Annotated in this window: 20 protein-coding genes; 10 read left to right on the top strand and 10 right to left on the bottom strand. The window is 67.1% G+C overall.

Features of this window, described 5'->3' with window-relative positions; genetic code table 11:
- Positions 1-110: 110 nt before the first annotated feature.
- Positions 111-2,423 (bottom strand): CDC48 family AAA ATPase, encoded by a 2,313-nt coding sequence (locus ACTS1X_RS06305; RefSeq protein ID WP_442613536.1) that lies wholly within the window; start codon positions 2,421-2,423, stop codon positions 111-113.
- A gap of 294 nt (positions 2,424-2,717) precedes the next feature.
- On the opposite strand from ACTS1X_RS06305, the gene ACTS1X_RS06300 reads away from it, so the two are divergent.
- Complete coding sequence (locus ACTS1X_RS06300) at positions 2,718-3,647, top strand: LysR substrate-binding domain-containing protein (RefSeq protein WP_442613535.1); 930 nt, start codon at positions 2,718-2,720, stop codon at positions 3,645-3,647.
- Here the strand turns inward: ACTS1X_RS06300 and ACTS1X_RS06295 are convergent.
- Genes ACTS1X_RS06295 through ACTS1X_RS06285 form a run of 3 tightly spaced genes read right to left on the bottom strand, consistent with a single transcriptional unit; the run spans position 3,628 to position 5,904 of the window.
- Entirely contained in the window at positions 3,628-4,389 is a 762-nt protein-coding gene (locus ACTS1X_RS06295) for an SDR family NAD(P)-dependent oxidoreductase (protein ID WP_442613534.1), read from the bottom strand. The two genes, ACTS1X_RS06300 and ACTS1X_RS06295, sit on opposite strands and share 20 nt — an antisense overlap.
- Positions 4,390-4,393: 4 nt before the next feature.
- The gene (locus ACTS1X_RS06290) at positions 4,394-4,840 is read right to left on the bottom strand and encodes a peptidylprolyl isomerase (protein WP_442613533.1); all 447 of its coding nucleotides are present in this window, start codon (positions 4,838-4,840) and stop codon (positions 4,394-4,396) included.
- A 38-nt stretch (positions 4,841-4,878) separates the two neighbouring features.
- Positions 4,879-5,904, bottom strand: coding sequence for an LLM class flavin-dependent oxidoreductase (locus ACTS1X_RS06285; RefSeq protein ID WP_442613532.1), 1,026 nt, complete (start codon positions 5,902-5,904; stop codon positions 4,879-4,881).
- Between the two features lie 106 nt (positions 5,905-6,010).
- Between ACTS1X_RS06285 and mgtE the strand changes: the two genes are divergently transcribed.
- Together mgtE and ACTS1X_RS06275 are read left to right on the top strand one after the other, a co-directional pair.
- A complete protein-coding gene (mgtE, locus tag ACTS1X_RS06280; RefSeq protein ID WP_442613531.1) occupies positions 6,011-7,417 on the top strand; it encodes a magnesium transporter in 1,407 nt (468 codons plus the stop codon).
- Positions 7,418-7,576: 159 nt separating this feature from the next.
- Positions 7,577-7,981 carry a DUF1489 family protein gene (locus ACTS1X_RS06275; RefSeq protein ID WP_442613530.1) on the top strand — a complete coding sequence of 135 codons (405 nt, stop codon included), beginning with the start codon at positions 7,577-7,579 and terminating at the stop codon, positions 7,979-7,981.
- A gap of 198 nt (positions 7,982-8,179) precedes the next feature.
- On the opposite strand, the gene ACTS1X_RS06270 is transcribed toward ACTS1X_RS06275, so the two are convergent.
- Together ACTS1X_RS06270 and ACTS1X_RS06265 are read right to left on the bottom strand one after the other, a co-directional pair.
- The gene (locus tag ACTS1X_RS06270) at positions 8,180-8,899 is read right to left on the bottom strand and encodes a GIN domain-containing protein (protein ID WP_442613529.1); all 720 of its coding nucleotides are present in this window, start codon (positions 8,897-8,899) and stop codon (positions 8,180-8,182) included.
- On the bottom strand, positions 8,896-9,516 hold the full coding sequence (locus ACTS1X_RS06265; protein WP_442613528.1) for a class I SAM-dependent methyltransferase: 621 nt from the start codon (positions 9,514-9,516) through the stop codon (positions 8,896-8,898). The genes ACTS1X_RS06270 and ACTS1X_RS06265 overlap by 4 nt, the downstream gene beginning before the upstream one ends.
- Positions 9,517-9,604: 88 nt before the next feature.
- Here ACTS1X_RS06265 and ACTS1X_RS06260 point away from each other — a divergent pair, with 88 nt between their 5' ends.
- Positions 9,605-9,913 carry an ArsR/SmtB family transcription factor gene (locus tag ACTS1X_RS06260; protein ID WP_442613527.1) on the top strand — a complete coding sequence of 103 codons (309 nt, stop codon included), beginning with the start codon at positions 9,605-9,607 and terminating at the stop codon, positions 9,911-9,913.
- A complete protein-coding gene (locus tag ACTS1X_RS06255; RefSeq protein ID WP_442613526.1) occupies positions 9,910-10,443 on the top strand; it encodes an SRPBCC family protein in 534 nt (177 codons plus the stop codon). The genes ACTS1X_RS06260 and ACTS1X_RS06255 overlap by 4 nt, the downstream gene beginning before the upstream one ends.
- Before the next feature lie 33 nt (positions 10,444-10,476).
- Here ACTS1X_RS06255 and ACTS1X_RS06250 read toward each other — a convergent pair whose 3' ends face one another.
- Positions 10,477-11,148 carry a cell wall hydrolase gene (locus ACTS1X_RS06250; RefSeq protein ID WP_442613525.1) on the bottom strand — a complete coding sequence of 224 codons (672 nt, stop codon included), beginning with the start codon at positions 11,146-11,148 and terminating at the stop codon, positions 10,477-10,479.
- Between the two features lie 370 nt (positions 11,149-11,518).
- Between ACTS1X_RS06250 and ACTS1X_RS06245 the strand changes: the two genes are divergently transcribed.
- Genes ACTS1X_RS06245 through ACTS1X_RS06230 form a run of 4 tightly spaced genes read left to right on the top strand, consistent with a single transcriptional unit; the run spans position 11,519 to position 15,588 of the window.
- Positions 11,519-12,451, top strand: a complete 933-nt coding sequence (locus tag ACTS1X_RS06245; protein ID WP_442613524.1) for an SGNH/GDSL hydrolase family protein — start codon at positions 11,519-11,521, stop codon at positions 12,449-12,451.
- Positions 12,448-13,701 (top strand): GDSL-type esterase/lipase family protein, encoded by a 1,254-nt coding sequence (locus tag ACTS1X_RS06240; protein WP_442613523.1) that lies wholly within the window; start codon positions 12,448-12,450, stop codon positions 13,699-13,701. Before ACTS1X_RS06245 ends, ACTS1X_RS06240 begins: the two co-directional genes overlap by 4 nt.
- 6 nt (positions 13,702-13,707) lie before the next feature.
- The gene (locus ACTS1X_RS06235; protein WP_442613522.1) at positions 13,708-15,117 is read left to right on the top strand and encodes an MBOAT family O-acyltransferase; all 1,410 of its coding nucleotides are present in this window, start codon (positions 13,708-13,710) and stop codon (positions 15,115-15,117) included.
- A gap of 15 nt (positions 15,118-15,132) precedes the next feature.
- On the top strand, positions 15,133-15,588 hold the full coding sequence (locus tag ACTS1X_RS06230; protein ID WP_442613521.1) for a hypothetical protein: 456 nt from the start codon (positions 15,133-15,135) through the stop codon (positions 15,586-15,588).
- Positions 15,589-15,648: 60 nt separating this feature from the next.
- Here the strand turns inward: ACTS1X_RS06230 and ACTS1X_RS06225 are convergent, their stop codons facing one another.
- Complete coding sequence (locus ACTS1X_RS06225; RefSeq protein WP_442613520.1) at positions 15,649-16,257, bottom strand: cell wall hydrolase; 609 nt, start codon at positions 16,255-16,257, stop codon at positions 15,649-15,651.
- 453 nt (positions 16,258-16,710) lie between these two features.
- On the opposite strand from ACTS1X_RS06225, the gene ACTS1X_RS06220 reads away from it, so the two are divergent.
- Positions 16,711-17,961 carry a CapA family protein gene (locus ACTS1X_RS06220; RefSeq protein ID WP_442613519.1) on the top strand — a complete coding sequence of 417 codons (1,251 nt, stop codon included), beginning with the start codon at positions 16,711-16,713 and terminating at the stop codon, positions 17,959-17,961.
- A gap of 10 nt (positions 17,962-17,971) precedes the next feature.
- Here the strand turns inward: ACTS1X_RS06220 and ACTS1X_RS06215 are convergent, their stop codons facing one another.
- A complete protein-coding gene (locus tag ACTS1X_RS06215; RefSeq protein ID WP_442613518.1) occupies positions 17,972-18,871 on the bottom strand; it encodes an RDD family protein in 900 nt (299 codons plus the stop codon).
- A partial coding sequence (locus ACTS1X_RS06210) for a stage II sporulation protein M (protein ID WP_442613517.1) occupies positions 18,858-19,131 on the bottom strand: 274 nt, incomplete at its 5' end. The genes ACTS1X_RS06215 and ACTS1X_RS06210, both read right to left, overlap by 14 nt.

The following is a 19,131-nucleotide window of genomic DNA, read 5'->3' as shown; positions in this document are numbered from 1 at the left end:
CCGGGAGGGGGAGCGGGCCGGTGCCGCGCTCAACCGACAGGTTGAGTCTGACAAGCGACTCCCGGTGCGGCGACGTTGCGCGAGCAACGTTCTGATAAACCAACTCTTCCCTAGTCGTGCTTGTCCGCATTGACCGGGCTCAGCATCCCGGGCGCGATGAAGCCGATCGGGTTGATCGCCAGCGAATCCCGTTTGAGCTTCGCCGCCATCGTCTCATATTCGCGCTCCATCTCGCTGGTGACGCTGGCGCGCGTATCGCCGAGCGCTTTCTCGAAATCGGCCATCGTGACCTTGTCCGCCTTCAGCGAGCGCCGCAGCGCATAGAGGCCGGCGCGGCGCGTCAGGTCCTCGAGATCGGCGCCGGTGAACCGGTCGGTGCGTTCGGCGAGTATGTCGAGATCGACATCCTCGCCGAGCGGCATGGCGGCGGTGTGGATAGCGAGGATTCGCCGCCGCCCGGCCTCGCCGGGCACCGGAACATAGACCATCTCGTCGAAGCGTCCCGGCCGCAGCAATGCCGGGTCGATCAGGTTGGGGCGGTTGGTCGCGCCGATCACGACTACCGATTGCAGCTCTTCCAGCCCGTCCATCTCGGCGAGGATCGTGTTGACGACCCGCTCGGTGACCTGGGGTTCGCCGAGCCCGCCGCCGCGCGCCGGGACGAGGCTGTCCAGCTCGTCGAGGAAGATCACGGTCGGCGCGACCTGCCGCGCCCGGGCGAAGAGCCGGGCGATCTGCTGTTCGCTCTCGCCATACCATTTGGAGAGCAGGTCGGACGATTTGGTCGCGATGAAATTGGCGTTCGATTCGTGCGCGGTCGCCTTGGCGAGCAGCGTCTTGCCGGTGCCGGGCGGGCCGTAGAGCAGGAAGCCCTTGGCCGGGCGGATGCCGAGCCGCCGGAACGCGTCCGGGTCCTTGAGCGGCAGTTCGACGCCTTCCTTGAGCCGCTTCTGCACCTCGTCGAGCCCGCCGATATCGTCCCAGCCGACATTGGGCGCCTGGACCATCACCTCGCGCAGCGCGGAAGGCTGGATTCGTTTCAGCGCCTCCTCGAAATTGGCCCGGTCGACCGACAGCTCGTCGAGCACGTCGGCCGGGATCGTGCGGTCCTCGAGATTGAGCTTGGGCATGATCCGGCGGACCGCCTCGATCGCCGCCTCGCGCGTCAGCGCCGCGAGGTCCGCGCCGACGAAGCCGTAGGTCTGCCGGGCGAGCGCGCGCAGGCTGACATCTTCGGCGAGCGGCATGCCGCGCGTGTGGATGGCGAGGATTTCGCGGCGGCCCGTCTCGTCCGGCACGCCGACGACGATCTCGCGGTCGAACCGGCCGGGGCGGCGCAGCGCCTCGTCGATCGCATCGGGGCGGTTGGTCGCCGCGATGACGACGAGATTGGCCCGCGCCTGCAGCCCGTCCATCAGCGTCAGCAGCTGGGCGACCAGCCGCTTTTCGGCTTCGCCGGCGACCTTGTCGCGCTTGGGCGTGATCGAATCGATCTCGTCGATGAACACGATCGAGGGCTGGGCCGCGGTCGCCTGCTCGAATATCTCGCGCAGCTTCTTCTCGCTCTCGCCATAGGCGGAGCCCATGATCTCGGGGCCGTTGATCAGGAAGAATTCGGCGTCGCTCTCATTGGCGACCGCGCGGGCGAGCAGCGTCTTGCCGGTGCCGGGCGGGCCGTGGAGCAGCACGCCCTTGGGCGGCTCGACGCCGAGCCGCTGGAAAAGCTCGGGATAGCGCAGCGGCAGTTCGACCATCTCGCGCAGCTGGTCGATGGTTTCGACCATGCCGCCCAGATCGTCATAGGTGACGTCGGCGCGGCGCGCCTCGGTGGGCTCGGTATATTCGGACTTGAGCTCGACGACGGTGTTTTCGTCGATATGGACGATGCCCTTGGGCGTCGTCGCGGTGACCACGAGCCGGACCTCCTGCAGCGCATAGGCCGGCGCGTTCATCATCTGGCGGAGCTGGGGCGGCATGTCGCCGCGCTCGACCGGGCGCTGGCCCGCGGTCGCCACGACATCGCCCTGGGTCAGCGGTTTCATCCCGAAGCTGCGCTTGAGCGCCTCGGCATTGCCGTGCAGCTTCAGGTTGCGCTGTGCAGGTGCGAAGACGACCCGCTTGGCGGCTTGCGATTCGGCCTTTTCGACGGTCACGAAATCGCCCGATCCGGCGCCGGCATTGGCGCGCTGGAGCCCGTCGATGCGCAGGATCGCGAGCCCCTCGTCGTCCCGATAGGGAAGGACGGCGCGGGCCGGCGTCGTGCGCTTGCCGGTGATCGTGACGACATCGCCTTCGGCGAGGCCGAGCGCGGACATCGTTTCGCGCGACATGCGTGCGAGGCCGCGTCCCGAATCCTCCGGGCGCGCATTGGCGACCTGGAGCTTCAATCCTTCGTCGGCAGGCGGGGCTTCGGCGTCGGCCATGGGGACTTCCTTGCAGTGACGGAGTCCTACATAGGGCCTGCGACCCGCATTGCGAACCGCGTCCGGGGCGGATCGGAAAAATCGCGATTCGGGAGCGCGCAAAAAAAACGGGCCGGCCAAAGAGGGGCATGGCCGGCCCGAAGGGTCTTAGGAGAGGATGCCTGATAGGCCCCGCCTAATTGGGTTTCAAATTGCAATTGTGCAAGTGCGAAAAATTTGCTAAGGATTGCATATTATGCAACTCACCGTCCGGCGCGGCGCGATACAAGGCGCCGGACCAGCAGGAGCGAGTTCATGCGCAGATTGCCGCCGCTGACCGCGATCGAGGCCTTTGTCCAAGTCGCGCGGCTCGGATCGGTGAAGGCGGCGGCCGAGGAGCTGTCGCTGTCCTCGCCCGCGCTCAGCCGGCGGGTCCAGAATCTCGAGCATTTTCTGGGCCGTTCGCTGTTCGAGCGCCGCCATCACGCGATGGTCCTGACCGAGGACGGCGAAGCGCTGCTGGCGCGGGTGTCGGGGCCGCTCGACGAGCTGGCGTCGGCGATCGAACTCTCGACCGGGCAGGCGGACCTGGTGCGCCTGCGGCTCGGCGTGCTGCCGCTTTTCGCCTCGCAGCGCCTGATCGGCAAATTGCCCGAATTGCGCGAGATGCATCCCGAACTCCATATCGATATCGATACGGCGGCGCACGGCACCGCCCGGCTGGGCGACGGTCTGGATGCGGCGATCACGCTGGCCCAGTCGATCGATCCGGGCCTCTATTCGCGCGAGATCGATCACAATATCATCACGCCGATCGCCGCGCGTGGCCTCACGGTGCGCGGCGCCCCGGTGACCGAGCCCGAGCAGATCGCCGGGCTCACCATCCTGCTGCACCGGGACATGCCCGAAACCTTCCAGTTCTGGCGCAACGCGGTCGGCTATCCTAATCTCGAACCCGCCGCCGAGGACCATTTCGATTCCGGCCAGCTGATGCTCGACGCCGCCGCCCAGGGGCTCGGCGTCGCCTTCATGCTCGATTCGCATCTCGACGACGCCGGCGACGACCGGCTCGTCCGCCTGTTCGATACCCGGGTCGAAAGCCCGTACAGCTACTGGTTTTCCTGCCGCCGCTCGGCCCTGCGCCGCAAGCCGGTCAAGCTGTTCCACGACTGGCTGTTCAGCCGGGTCTGCCGCCAGTCCAGCGGCCAGCCGGCCGCCGGCGAGGCTATTGCTGCAGCAGTCTGACGATTTCGCGGGTGACGGCGCGCGGCGCCAGCCGGTTGGACTGGACCATCGCCTTGTTGACCGCGCCGGGGATCACGATCGCCTTGTTCTTCGCAAGGCCCTTCAGCCCCGCTTCGACCACCGATTCGGGATCGCCGGCGAATTTCTGGAACAGCGTCGTCTCGGTCATGTCGGCGCGGTGGGCGAATTCGGTCTTCGTCGCGCCCGGGCATAGCGCGGTGACCGCGATATTGTGCGGCGCCAGCTCCTCGTGCAGCGCTTCGGACAGCGACAGGACGAAGGCCTTGCTCGCATAATAGATGGCCATGCCCGGCCCGGCCTGGAAGGAGGCCGTCGAGGCCACGTTGAGGATCGCGCCGCCGCCATTGGCGAGCATGGTCGGGATCACCCGGTGGCAGAGCTGCGCGACGGCCAGCGCGTTCACCTGGATCATGTCGGTCTGGTCGCCGATCGGCAGGGTGCGGAACTCGCCGCGCGCGCCGAACCCGGCATTGTTGATCAAGGTGCCGACATGCCCGCCCGCCGCCTCGATCTCTTCGACGATCGCGTCGGGCGCGTCGTAGTCGCTGAGATCCTCGGAGATGACGATGGTGTCGGGCCCCAGCTCCTTCGCCAGCTCCTTCAGCCTGTTCTTGCGCCGCGCGACGATGGCCACCTTGTCCCCGCGCTTCGCGCAGGCCCGGGCGAACAGCTTGCCCAGCCCGCTCGATGCGCCGGTGACGAGGGTATAGGGTTTGGCCATCCGCCTAGCCGACGGTCATCGACTTGATGACGCCGGGATTGGCCGGCGGTTCGCCCTTGGGCAGCGCGTCGACATGTTCCATGCCCGCCGTCACCTGACCCCAGACCGTATACTGGCCGTCAAGGAATTCGGCGTCGTCGAAGCAGATGAAGAACTGGCTGTTCGCGCTGTTGGGGTCCTGCGCGCGCGCCATCGAACAGGTGCCGCGGACATGCGGTTCGCTGTTGAATTCCTGTTCGAGATTCGGCTTGTCCGAGCCGTGCATCCCGGTGCCCGTCGGATCGCCGCCCTGCGCCATGAAACCGGGGATCACGCGGTGGAAGACGACGCCGTCATAGAAGCCGTCCTGCGCGAGTTCGGTGATCCGCGCGACATGGTTGGGCGCGAGATCGGGGCGCAGCTTGATGACGACGTCGCCGCTGTCGAGCGAGATGGTAAGCGTATCGGACATGAATAGTATCTCCTGGTCGGTAATTCCTATGGCCGTCCCTAGGCAGCCTCGGCGCGCGGCGCCAGTCCATATTCCTCGGCGACGAGGCGATAGCTGTCCCGCCGGGCCCGGTGATCGGCCATGATGTTGACGAGCATCATCTCGTCCGCGCCATACTCCGCGGCGACGCCGTCCAGCGCCGCGCGGCATTCGGGCGGGGTACCGTGGATCACCCGGCGTTTGCGGGTCGACAGCGCGGCCGGGTTCTTCTCCAGCCATTCTTCCGCCGTCTCGATCGCCGGAACCGGGATCAGCACGTTGCGCCGGAGCAGCGCGCCGAGCATGGCGGCAGGCTTGCCGAGCCGGGCGGCGGTTTCGGCATCGTCCGCCGCGATGACCCAGCTCGCGACCATCACATGCGGCTCGGCGAGCCGGGCGGACGGCGTGAAGCGGGCGCGATATTCGGCCGTCATCGCCATGCCCTCGGGATTGATGAAATCGGCGAAGCAATAGGGAAGGCCGGCCTCGGCCGCCCAGAGCGCGCTGTCCATCGACGAGCCGAGCAGCCAGACGTCCGGCGTCCCGCCGCCCGTGGGCAGCGTGTCGGCGAGCGGCGCGAAGGGGTGGTCGTCGGGCAGCGTGCCGTCGAAATAGGCAAGCAGCTCGGCCAGATTGTTTGGGAAATCGTCGTGCGGCATCCGCCGGCTGCGGTCGCGCTGCAGCGCCAGCATGATCCGGCCGTCGCCGCCCGGCGCGCGGCCGAGCCCGAGATCGATGCGCCCCGGCGCCAGCGCGCTCAGCAGCGCGAAGGTCTCGGCGACCTTGAACGGCGAATAATGGGGCAGCATCACGCCGCCCGATCCGACCCGGATTCGCGCCGTCGCCTGGGCGATCGGGCCGATCAGCGCTTCGGGCGCGGCGCCGGCCAGCGCCGGGCTCGCATGATGTTCGGCGACCCAGTAGCGATGATAGCCGAGCGCATCGGCATGGCGCGCCAGGTCGAGCGTATCGGCGATCGCGTCGGCGGTGGTCCGCCCCTCGGCGATCGGCGACTGGTCGAGAACGGAAAGGCGGTATCCGGGCATGGCGCGCATAGTAACCCATCGTCCGCGCGAAGAAAGGCTGACAAGCGGCTCGGTTTCGGTTTAAGGCGCTCGCGGGCCACAGGGATCGCAGGAGGGAGGGTGCCGCATGAGTGAAACCGCCGCCGACGCTCCCGGACCGGAAAATCCCGAAACCGATCTCGACAAGGACGACCGGCTGAAGCCCGAATTCGTCGCCGCGGTCGTCGATTCACTGGAATCGGGCGACGACGAGGCCGCGCGCGAACTGGCCGGCCGTCTCCATCCCGCCGATATCGCCGACCTGTTCGAACAGGTGGAGCGCGACCGGCGCGCGCCGCTCGCCGGGGCGCTCTCCGAACTGCTCGACGGCGAAGTGCTCGCCGAAATGAACGATTTCGTCCGCGAAGCGCTGGTCGACGAGCTCGACAATGAGCAGGTCGCCGATCTCGCCGCCAATCTCGAGACCGACGACGCGGTCGCGATCATCGAGGACATGGAGGCGGAGGACCAGCGCGAGGTGCTCGACGCGCTCGAGCCCGACGACCGGGCGGCGATCGAGGAAGCGCTTACCTATCCCGAGGAATCCGCCGGCCGCGTCATGCAGCGCGAGCTCGTCGCCGTGCACGAGAATATGACGGTCGGCGACGTCATCGATTTCCTGCGGTCGAACCAGGAAGACACTATGGATTTCTGGGAGATCTTTGTCGTCGACACCGCCCATCACCCGGTCGGCACCTGCGCGCTGAGCTGGATTTTGCGCACGCCCCGCGATTTCGCGATCGCCGACGTGATGAAGCGCGAGCAGACGCTGATCCCGGTCGACATGGACCAGGAGGAGGTCGCACTGCGCTTCCAGAAATACGGCCTGATCTCGGCCGCGGTGGTCGACGCCTCCGGGCGGCTCGTCGGGATGATCACGGTCGACGATATCGTCGACATCATCTCCGAAGAGGCGGGCGAGGATATCCTGCGGCTCTCGGGCGCCGGCGAGGGCGACATCAACCAGCCGATCGGCGAGGCCTATAGCAGCCGCGTCCGCTGGCTCGTCGCCAATCTCGGCACGGCGCTCGTCGCGAGCTTCATCATCTCGCTGTTCGGCGCGGCGATCGAGCAGATGGTCGCGCTCGCCATCCTGATGCCGATCGTCGCCTCGATCGGCGGCAATGCGGGGACCCAGACCATGGCGGTCGCGGTGCGCGCGTTGGCGATCAACGAGCTGACGCGCTCCAACACGTGGCGGACGATCCGGCAGGAACTCGCCGTCGCCATATTGAACGGCGCGACGATCGCGGTGCTGATCGGCGTCGGGGCCGCGCTCGTCTTCTCCAACTGGGCATTGGGCGGGGTCATCGCGGCGGCGATGCTCGTCAACATCATCATCGCCGGGCTCGCCGGCGTGTTCGTGCCGGTGATCCTCGACCGGCTGAAACAGGACCCGGCCGTCGCCTCGTCGGTGTTCGTCACGATGATCACCGATTCGATCGGCTTCCTCGCCTTTCTCGGATTTGCGGTCGCGTCGGGCCTGGTGGGGTAGGGTTTGTCGGATTCGGCCTGTCGGTCGAGCGGGCTGGTGCCGCGCCTGAGGCGAAGCCGAAGGTCTGAGAAAAACAAGGTCTGACAAATGGGAGCCACCCGCACCCAATTACCGGTCCCCATGCTTGATCGCGTGCGCGGCGCGGCCCAAATCAACGCCATGGCGACGCTGCATATCACCAAGCCGGCCGTGGGCTGCGATTCGATCGACCGGATACGCCAGCGGCAGGCCCCGCGGATCGCCGATGGCGAGGTCACGATCACGACCCGCTACCGGCCGACGCGCCACGCGGAGCTGGTCGGCGGCTCGATCTTCTGGATCATCAAGCACCGGCTCGTCGTCCGCCAGCGCATTCTCGGTTTCGCCGAGAGCGGCGACGGGCGCTGGCATATCCGGCTCGATCCGAAGCTCATCCCGGTCCGCGCCCGCCCGAAACGCGCGCACCAGGGCTGGCGCTACCTGAAGGGCGAGGATGCCCCGGCGGATTTCGACGGCGACGAGGACGGGATCGCGGAGATGCCGGCCAAGATGCTCACCGAGCTGGCGCGGCTGGGGCTGGTTTGAGGTCCGGGTTCGACGGGCGGATTTGTCCTGGGAGTTGCTTTTTGATTGTCAGACTCGACCTGGCGGTCGAGCGCGGCGCCGGCCCACACCCCCTCCCGACCTCCCATTCAGGGTACACTCGTGGGAGGTCGGGAGGGGGTGTGGGCCGGTGCGGCGATTTCCCGGTAGGGAAATTCTGACAAACCAAGACCTGACAGCCTATCTCCGATCCAGGAACCCACCACAGCTGACCTGGCCCGATCCGATGCTGCGGTCTGTGCAGGAGGCGTTGCCGGTGACGATCACGACGCCGTTGCCGATCGCCGTCACATCGGCCTCGCGCTCGGCGGCGATCTCGATGCTGCCGGGGCCGTTCAGGTTGACCGTCAGATCGTCGACCGTCAGCCCGGCGCCCGCTACCGTCCCGGGCCCTTCGACCGTTACCCGCCCGGTCTCGGCATGGCCGCCCACTTCCATGACGCCCGCGCCGGTGACCGCCAGCGCGACATGATCGGCGTCGATCTCGCCGACCGCGAGCCGGCCGTTACCGCCCAGGCTGGCGATCAGCCTCCCGCCCTCCATCCGGTCGATCTCGAGATCGCCGGTGCCGATGACCGTCGCCTGCTCGATCGCGTGCGTCGTCAGATAGAGGATCGCCGCTTGCGCCGCGCGTTCGCCCGGATAGCCGCCCCAGTTGTTCGAGACGTTGCGGCGGACGCGCAGGGTGTTGCCGACGACCTGGACCCCGATCTCGTTGATCGCGCGGTGATCGCCCTCGGCATAGGCGGACGATCCCTGGCCGGTCGTCACGCGGACGACGAACGGGCCCTGGACCTGGATCCGGTCGAACCCGGTCACCGAATAGCCGCGCCGTTCGGCGGCGGCGGGAATGGCGAGCGACAGTGCCAGCGCCCCCGCGATCAGGCTTTTGACGATCATATCCGGGCTTCTCCCCATTCGACCCAGCCGGCCCAGCGCGGCGATTTCTCCATATAGCCCTGTTCTTGCTCGGCGATCCTGAATCCCGCCTGAGCGATGGCGGCGCTGACCGGGCGGGTCAGGTGGCAGCCGCCGCCGATCCGCTTCCACACCGGTTCGATCCGGCGCTGCCACTTGGCGACCGACGGGTCGGGCGCGGCGCCATGTTCGCAGAACAGCAGCCGCCCTTCGGGTTTGAGGACGCGGCGCGCCTCGGCCAGCGCCTGCGCCTGGTCCTGTACCGAACACAGGGTGAAGGTGGTCAGCACGGTGTCGAAGCTCGCATCGGAAAAGGGAAGCGCCTCGGCGACACCGGGTTCGATATTGAACGGGATGCCTTCGGTCTTCGCGGCCCGGTGCGCGCGGGTCAGCAATTCGGGCGAGGGGTCGACGCCCTCGACGCTGGTGACCCGATGCGGGTCGTACAGCGCGAAATTCGCGCCGCCCCCGGCGCCCAGCTCGAGCACCCGGCCATGCGCGCGCGGCACGACCTTGGCGCGGCGCTTCATGACCGGCGGCTGCGTGCAGCAAAAGCCGATCAGGCGCGGTACGACATATCGATCCCAAAGCCCTGCCATCGCCGGATCGTGCCACGCGCGAGTCCCGCCGGCCAGCGCTAAATATTTAAACGTTGACTTAATTAAGTTTATACTTAAATATCTCGGCATGGACGGTTTTGCGGCCCTTGGCGATCCGACGCGACGCGCGATCGTCGGACTTTTGTCCGAAGCCGATCGGCGTGCCGGCGACATCGCGGCCCGATTCGACACCAGCGCGCCCGCCATTTCGCAGCACCTGAAAATCCTGCGCGAGGCGGGAATGGTGAAGGTCGAGCGCAAGGGACGGGAAAGAATCTACAGCCTCGATCCGGATGGGCTGGCGGCCATGGAAACATGGGTAAGCGAGACCCGCAAGACATGGAACGGCCGTCTCGATCGGCTGTCGCAACTATTGGCAGAGGAAGAACGAGGATGAAGGAAGAATTCGGCACGCAGCTCGAAAATGGCGCCTTGCGGTTCGTCCGCGACCTGCCCGGACCGATCGAGCGCGTCTGGGAGTATCTGGTCGATCCGGAGAAGCGCGCGCTGTGGTTCTGCGGCGGGACGACCGGATCCAAGCCCGGCGATCGCTACACCATGGCGTTCAACCACGACCATCTGTCGCACGAGCCCCTGCCCGAACGCTATGCCGATATGCAGGGGGGCATCGATCTGGACGCCGAGCTGATCGAGATCGAGCCGCCGCGGCTGCTCGTCTTCAAGGGCGTCAGCGAAGACCATCGGACGCGTATCGAGTTGAGCGAACAGGGCGACCGGGTGCGCCTGCTCCTCATCCAGTCCCCGCCCGCCGATCTGGCCGAGCTGTCCGATATCGCGGCCGGCTGGCACGCCCATCTCGGCATTCTGGTCGATCAGCTTCGCGGCGGGAAACCCCGCGGCTTCTGGACCGATCACGAGGAAGCGGCCGATCACTATCGGCAGGTGCTGAAACCGCCGGCGGCCTGACCGCCGGCCGGCCGATCCGACGCCGATCGGCCGCTAGCGGTAGAAGATGTGCCCGCCGATCTGGGCGACCCGCTGGCGGGTCCGCGAGAAGCCGGGGCGCACATAGGGCGCATGGAAGAACAGCGCCTCGCCGACCACCGGCTCGCTGATGCCGTTGCGCGCGTCGATCGCGATCTCGACCATGCGGTCCCAGAGCGGGCCGGAACGGTTCGGCTGGTGGCTCCGGATGTTGGAGAATTGCCGGCGCTGATAGACGACGCCGCAAATCGTGTCGGGGAACAGCGGCGAGGCGACGCGGTTCATCACGACCTGCGCCACGGCGAGCTGGCCCGCGCGCGATTCGCCGCGCGCTTCGTTGCTGATCGTGCGGACGAGGCATTCCAGCTCCGCGTCGAATGCATCGTTGATCGCGGCGGTCCGGGCCGTTTCCCCGTCTTCCGCCGCTTCGGTCGCGGGCGGTTCCGCGTCGCCGCCGAAATCGTCTCCCGGGGCGTCGAGATCGATGACCGGCTCCTCGACGGGGCCGGCCGGGCGGTCGGGCAATGCGGCGGCGAGGCCGGCTTCCGCGAGGAGGCTGTCGTCCGCGACCGGAATGTCGGTTTCCCGGCTTTCCGATGCGAAACCCGAGGCCATCGGCACGCCGGCGCCCAGAATGGCGGCGGCCGCCGACAGGCCGAAAATCAGTCTTTTGCGTCCCAGGGACATTGTCTGCTCCACATGATGGCGCCGAAGGGCGGTGCCGCGTGCTTGCTGCGGTGCGATGCGATCGCTTCCGATCGGCGTTTGCGCGCCATGGACGTCCATAGCGCGGGATCGGCGCGCTATCTGCATATTGCGGTGCAACATTGCAAACCGGATTCCGATGAACGGACCGTCCAACACGACCAGCCGCGAAACAATATTGCGGGATCGAAGCGGTTAATTTCGGGCGGGATCGGTCCGAAAACGACGACAGGACGCCGGTTTCCGTATTGCGCAGGTTCACCTCCGCCCGGCTAGGGACGGCTGTGCACGCGGCGCTTGCCAAGCCCGGCCGCATTGGACATGAACGCCCGGCGTGAGACGGAGAGGCGCTTTGGAGAAGCTGATTCTGTTGCTCGATCGGACGGCGGTGCTGTTCATCGGCATTGCCGTGGGGGCAGTGATCGGACTGGCCTTTTTGGGCGGCGGCGAAAATGGCGAAGCGGTCGCCAATGCCCCGGCGCCGGTGATCGAGGCGCAGGAAACCGCGTCGGCCGATACTGGCCCGGGCGAATGTGCGGTGCAGTTCAACCGCAGCCTGACCCGCTCGCTCGCCGAAGGCGAACCCGTACAGATCGGCGTGTTCGGCGACAGTTTCGGCGACGGGCTCTGGGCCGCCCTCTATCGCGGTTTCCGCGGCGAAGAGGAGTTCGTCGTCCACCAGTTCGCGCGCCAGTCGACGGGCTTCACCCGCTATCGCAGCCTGAACATCTTCGACGACATCGCCGAACGGCTCGACGAGCAGCCGGTCGACATCGCAGTCCTGTCCTTCGGCGCCAACGACACGCAGGGCATCTATACCGGCAATTCGGGCGCGGCGTTCATGAGCGAGGAATGGCAGGAGATCGTCGGCGGGCGCGTCGACGCGATCGTCCAGCTGCTGCGCGACCGGGGCGCGATCGTCTACTGGGTCGGGCTGCCGAAGATGCGCCGCGCCGCCTTCGATGCGCAGATCCAGCAGCAGAACGGTTTTTACGCCGCACGCATGCGGCAGCTCGGCGTACCCTTTATCGACACGGTTGCGCTGAGCGTCGATGAGTCGGGAGAATATGCGGCCTATCTTCCCAACCCCGAAACCGGCGCCCGGACCCTTGTCCGCGCCAATGACGGCATCCACATGACCGGCATGGGCTACGGATTCCTGACCCGCGGGCTCGAGCAGCGGATCCGCGGCTATGTCGACAGCGCGCGCGCCGAGGCGATGCGCGAGCGCGAGCGGCGCAACGCCGGCAATGCGGGCGAGACGGACGGGCAGGCGGACGGATGAAGGCCAACATTCTGCTCGCGGCGCTGGCGGCCACCCAGTCGGCGCCCGATACCTGCACCGAAACGCTCTGCTACGAGGAGAATCTCTCCGCCTTCTTCGATCGGCTGGCCGAGAGCGAGCGCGACAGCGGCGATCCCGTCCATATCCTGCAGATTGGCGACAGCCACACGGCCGGCGACATGATCACCAATGGCTGGCGCGAGGAGCTGCGCCGCCGCTACGGTCATGGCGGGCGCGGCGTGCTGGCCGCCGGCCGGCCCTATGGCGGCTATCTGACCTGGGGCGTCACCGCCTCGCAGACGAGCGGCTGGGAGGTGAATTCCATCTTCGGGCGCGGCTATGCCAATTACGGCCGGCCGCTCGGCCTGTCGGGGTTCAGCCAGACGGCGCGGGCGCAAGGCGAGACGCTGGGCATCACGGCCGACGCGCCCGACCAGGCGTTTGACCGGATCATCGTCTGCGCGATCAGCGAGCCGGGCGCGGGGACGCTGACGATGCGGCTCGGTTTCGCGACCGAGCGGTTCGAACTCGACGGTCCCCGGCGCCGGACCGTGTGCCGCACGATGGACAGCGACTATCCCCAGCTCGGCGCCTCGGTGACCACCGAAGACGACCGCATCGTCACCGTCACCTCCTTCGCGACGATGATGCGCGAGGGCGGCGTGGTGCTCTCCAATCTCGGCGTCAGCGGTTCGCAATTCGTCCATGCCGGCCGCTCGACCGACGAAGTCGTGGCCGCCGAACTCGCCGCCTACGAACCCGACCTGCTGGTCATCGCGTTCGGCACCAACGAGGGTTTCTCGCAGCAGTTGAGCGCGTCGGAATTCGAAAGCGACCTGCGCGCGCAGGTGACGCGGCTGCGGCGGCTGGCGGGGCGCGACATGCCGATCCTGCTGATCGGCGCGCCGGACGCGAACACGCGCAACCGCGGCCTTGCCGACAATGCGGGGACGCCCGCGCCCTGCGCCGACCCGCCCGGGGTCGATAGCGGTGGGCAGCCCTGGTACACGCCGACCCTGCTCGCCGAGCTTCGGGACCGGCAGCGGCGCGTGGCGCGCGATATGGGATTGGCATTCTGGGACTGGAATGCGGCGATGGGGGGACGTTGCAGTGCGCATCGATGGCGCAACAGGGAGCCGGCGCTGATGCGCGGCGACCATGTTCATTTCAACCAGACCGGGGGCGCACGGATCGGTCAAATGCTGTTTGCCGATCTCGAACGAGCGGCGGCGGCGAGCAGCGAACGCTAGCTCCCGGTGCTGTTTCCGACCCTTACCTTCGGGCTGTTCTTCCTGGCCGTCTATGCGATCGCATGGGCGCTCAAGGGCTCCAACGAATGGCGCAAGATATTCCTGCTGATCGCCAGCTGGTTCTTCTACGGCGCCTGGGACTGGCGCTTCGTCGCGCTGCTCATCCTGTCGGGCTTCCTCAACTGGGGCGCGGCGCGGCTGATCATCGCCTTCGAGGACGACCAGAAACGGCGCAAGCTGTTCCTCGTCCTCGGCGTCATCGCCAATCTGTGCATCCTCGGCTGGTTCAAATATTACGGCTTCTTCATGGAGCAGTTCGCGGCCCTGCTCGCGGGGTTCGGCTGGGAGCGCGACCTGTATATCATGCAGGTCGTCCTGCCGGTCGGCATCTCCTTCTTCACCTTCCAGGGGATGAGCTACCTGATCGACATCTACCGGCGCCAGACCGAGCCCGCGCGGCTGCTCGACATGGTGCTGCTGATGAGCTTCTTCCCGCATCTCGTCGCGGGCCCGATCGTCCGCGCCTCGCACCTGATCCCGCAGTTCCAGAGCGTGCCGAAGCTGGACCGGGGCATGGCCGCGATGGGGCTGCTGCTGATCGTCTGGGGGCTGTTCAAGAAGGCGGTGATCGCCTCCTATCTCGCGACCGAGTTCGTCGATCCGGTCTTCTTCGATCCGGCCGCGCATTCGAGCCTCGACCTGATCCTCGCGGCCTACGGATACGCCGTGCAGATCTATTGCGATTTTTCCGCCTATAGCGACATGGCGATCGGGCTCGCGGCGCTGCTGGGCTATCGCTTCCCGCACAATTTCAACCAGCCCTATCGCGCCGCCTCGCTGCAGGATTTCTGGCGGCGCTGGCATATCAGCCTGTCGAGCTGGCTGCGCGACTATCTCTACATCTCGCTGGGCGGCAGCCGGCACGGCCGCGCGCGGCTCTATGCCGCGCTGATGACGACGATGCTGCTGGGCGGCCTGTGGCACGGCGCGAGCTGGAACTTCGTGATCTGGGGGGCGATCCATGGCGGCGTGCTCGTCGCCGAGCGGCTGTGGCGCGAATATCGGCCCGGACACTGGCCGACCCTGCCGCCGGCGGCCGGGATCATCGTCACCTTCCACATCGTGACCCTGGCCTGGATCTTCTTCCGTTCGGCGACCTTCGCGGACGCGAGTTCCTACCTCTCCGGCATCGCGGCGCTCGATTTCTCGACGACGACGCTGGCGCCGCTCGGCCTCGCGCTGATCGTCATCGGTACGGCGTTTCACGCGCTGCCGCCCGACGCGATCCAGCGCAACGCGATGTTGGTGCGCAAGAAATCCGCCGCGCTGGTCGGCCTCGCCACCGGCATCCTCATCCTGATCATCGACGCGATGCGGCCCGAGGGCGTCGAACCCTTCATCTACTATCAATTCTAGGCGGAAAGGAGAGCAATGACGAAGAGCGACGAATTGCTGGCCGAACCCGCCGAAAAGGCGCCGCTTCCGGGCCCCAAAGCGGGGATGGACATGACCTCGCCGGTCGATCTGCCGGCGATCGAGGGGGAGGAGGGCAGCGGCCTGCTCTGGGCGTCGATCGCGATCGCGGTGGCGACCGGCTTCCTGCTGCTGTTCAACGCGTCCGCGCTGCGCGGCTGGGCCTTCGAGCTCGAACCGGGTCCCCGGAGCGAGCGGATCGTCGCGCTGGCCGATGGCTGGTATCAGCGGACCGAAAGCCTGTATCTCGACCGGCCGGTGGCTGCGATGAGCGGCTGGTGGGACGCGATCAAGGCGCTGGAGTTCGGATCGGGCGAAGGCCCGGATGATCCCGCCGCAGACGGAGCTGCGGACGGCGACGCCGCCGAACCGGCCGTCGAGCGGCCGCCGGAACCGGGCTTCTCCACCGAATGAAAAGGGCCGCCCTCCCGGTACGGGAGGACGGCCCCTGCGACCCGTCAAGAAAGGGAATATCTACCGGTAGAAGATATGATCTTCGATCTGCGTCACGCGCGGGCGCGACCGGTGAAAGCGCGGGCTGACATAGGCGGCATGGTAGAACACCGCATCGCCGACGACCGGATCGCTGATCGCGTTGCGGGCGTCGAGCGCGACCTGGATCGCATTGGCCCAGCGCTGATCGTCGCGCGACGGATTGTAGGCGTTGGTGTTGAAGAACTGGCCGCGCTGGTGCGCGACTTCGCAGATCGTGTTCGGGAAACGCGGCGAATTGACGCGGTTCATCACGAGCTGCGCGACGGCGAGCTGGCCCGTCATCGACTGGTTGGCCGCTTCGTGCCGGACGATCTTGGCGAGGCAGATCAGGTCCGCATCCACCGTATCGTTGATCGCGGCGACCTCGATCGGCGCGGCGTCGGTTTCGGTCTCGCCTTCGGCGGCCAGCTCGGCATCGTCGTCGAGCATAATGACCGGTTCGGCCAGTTCGGCGCCGGCGGCGGGCATTTCGGCCTCGATTCCGCCGGCGGCGAGCAGCTCGCTGTCGGTTTCCTCGCTGACCGCGGCATCGCTTTCGAAGGCGAAACCGGTCGCCATCGGCACCGCGGCAATCGCGGCGGCGGCCATGGCGGACATTCCAAAAATCACACGTTTACGTCCCAGGGACATAAAAACTCCATTGCGTGCGCCAAATGGCGCGGGCCGGCGCCAAAAACCTACTCGAAACCAATTGCTGACCCGCTCTGCATTTCACGGCTTGCAAGATGGACGCGACGGCGACGCATCTGTGCCTGATTGACCCCGTAATTGGATTGTGCAGTGCAGCATTACAAGCTGATTACGATGAGCTGTGGACCCAACACGACGACCTGCGCAACAAAATTACGCGATTTTCGTAGCGTGAATATCGCTAAGTTATTGAAAAATATAGACCGTTAACCAGTATCAAAATGAAACTTGCTGAATTTTTGATGAATTCGCCGCTGTGCGCAAGGGACTCGCCGATCGGTGCCCGGCTCTGCTAGATACGCGCGAGAGAATCGCTCGCAATATCGTCTGGAGCGAGATTTGGGAGATCCGATGCGGCGGTCGCGCCTCATTCCGATCATGGCCGCCGGGCTCGTCGCCGGGACGCTTCTGGGGTCCTGCACCGAGGCGCGGACGGCGCCGCGCGCGATGGTCATGAGCCAGGAATCGGCGAATGCGCCGGCGGCCGCCGAACCGGCGACCGACAGCCCCGCAGCGGCGGAACCCCCGGCGCCAGCGGCGGACGCGGCCGGCGGGGCGGCGACGGCGCCCGAACAGCCCGCAGCCGCCGTTCCGGACGGGCCGCGCACCTATACGATCCTCGGCGTCGGCGACATCATGATGGGCAGCGACTGGCCCGAGCCCGGCATGGACCCGCGCATCATACCGGGCGGCGACCCGGCCATGGTGATGGGCCCCGAACTCGCCGCGGTCTTCGGCGAGGCGGACGTGGTGTTCGGCAATTACGAGGGCACGATCCACGCCAGCGACGAGGATGCGAAGACTTGCGGCAACCCCCGGTTCTGCTACGTCTTCCGCAGCCCGCCCTTCCATGCCGACTATCTGCGCCGGGCCGGCTTCACGATCCTGTCGAACGCCAACAACCATGCGCGCGATTTCGGCGAGAGCGGCCGCACCGCGACCTATGCCAATCTCGCCCGCACCGGCATGGCGGTCGCCGGCGGCGATCGCGAGGGAATGCGGATCGGCGTCCAGACGCTCGATGACGGGCGCCGTGTCGCGCTCGTCGCGTTCGGGCACAATCCGGGGCTGCTCAGCGTCAGCAATTATGCGCGGGTGACCGAGATGGTCCGGGCGGCCGACGCGCAGGCCGACATCGTCATGGTGTCCTGCCATATCGGCGCCGAAGGCGCGCGCTACGACCGGGTCACCCGCGACACCGAGACGTTCCTCGAAGAGAATCGCGGCAATCCGTTCCGCTTCGCGCGCACGGCCGTCGATGCCGGGGCGGATATCGTCTTCTGCCACGGGCCGCATATCCCGCGGGCGGTCGAAGTCTATCAGGGGCGGTTCATCGCTTACAGCCTCGGCAATTTCTGGACCTATGGCCGATTCAACCTGCGCGGCGACAACGGCCTGGCGCCGGTCGCCCGGCTCGAAGTCGATGGCGAGGGCGCGTTGGTCGCGGCCGATATCGTGTCGGCGCGGCAGGACCGCCCCGGCGGGCCCTATCTCGACCGCAGCAACGCGGCCGCCCAGCGCATCGCGGTGCTGACCGCGCGCGATTTTCCGGAAAGCCGGGTGCGGATCGACGCCGCCGGCCGGCTGGACTGGCCGCGCTAGGGCCCGATCCTCAGGCGCTGCCGCCGCCGTCTCCCGTATCGAACTTGTCCCGCCGCCGCTTGCCGAACAGCATCCGCCGCTCGAGCCGGGCGCTGAGCGCGGCATAATAGGCGCTGAGAAAGGCGCGATCCTCTTCCTCCCCGCGCCATTCCCACCCGATCTTGCCGCGGATCGTCGCCGCGACATTGGCCTCGGTTTCGGCGTTGCCGGCGCGCAGCACGTTTTCGAGCGTCTGCAGCTCATATTCGCCATAGGCGTCGAGCTGTTCGTCGGTGAACGCGAAATCGCCCGCTTCCCCGCCATGGCCGCCGGCGAGATCGATTTCGAGCTTGCGGCGCGGCGCATGGACGACCCAGGTGCCCGCGACGATGTCGCCGACGCGCAGCCGGTCGCGGTTGAACAGCGGGAAGAAGAGGAAGATTCCGGCCCAGGCGAAGCCGATCAGCGCGATCCATCCGTCCACGCCCTCGCCGCCGGCCATGAAGGAGAGCGGCAGGAATATCTCGATCTCGCGCATCAGGTTGCGGGCGATCACGGCATCGGCGGTCAGCCGCCCGCCGTCGCGCGCGACGACGCGGAGGCCGACCATCCGCTTGCCGAGCGTCGCCGACCGCCGGCCGATCTCGAACGCGATGAAATAGAAGTTCCGCAGCAGGAAGAAGCCGAGCAGCCAGATCACCGCGACGATCTCCAGCCCGGCGAGCGAGCCCGATCCGACGGTCCCGAGGCCGGCCGAAACCAGGGCGACGGTGAAGGCGGTCAGGATCAAGACCAGCAGGATGAAATCGATCAGGAAAGCGCCGGCGCGCTGACCGGCCGTCGCCAGCTTGAGCTTCAGGTCGACGCCTTCGGGCGTGATCAGCGTGCGCTCGGTCGCGCCGGGCGGCAGGGCGGGGTTAACGCTCGCCATCGCCGGACCTCGGAACGTAGAAATAGGCGCACCAGGTCGCGAACATCGCCGCGGCGATCGCATAGCGGGTCCAGTCGTCGGTGATCAGCTGGCGGCCGAACCCTTCGAGCAGCCCGGCGAAGAGCAGCATGACGATCACCCCGATCATCGCGGTCGCGGCCGTCCGGCCCGCGCGGCGGGCGGCGGCGAGCCGGCTCTCCATGCCCGGAAAGACGATCTTGGTCCCGATATGCAGCCCCGCCGCGCCGGCAAGCGCGATC

Origin of the sequence: Parasphingopyxis sp. (assembly GCF_052168275.1) — a bacterium.
Lineage (GTDB): Bacteria > Pseudomonadota > Alphaproteobacteria > Sphingomonadales > Sphingomonadaceae > Parasphingopyxis.
The sequence above is the reverse complement of the archived record's forward strand: the minus strand, read 5'-3'. Positions and strand labels throughout refer to the sequence as shown.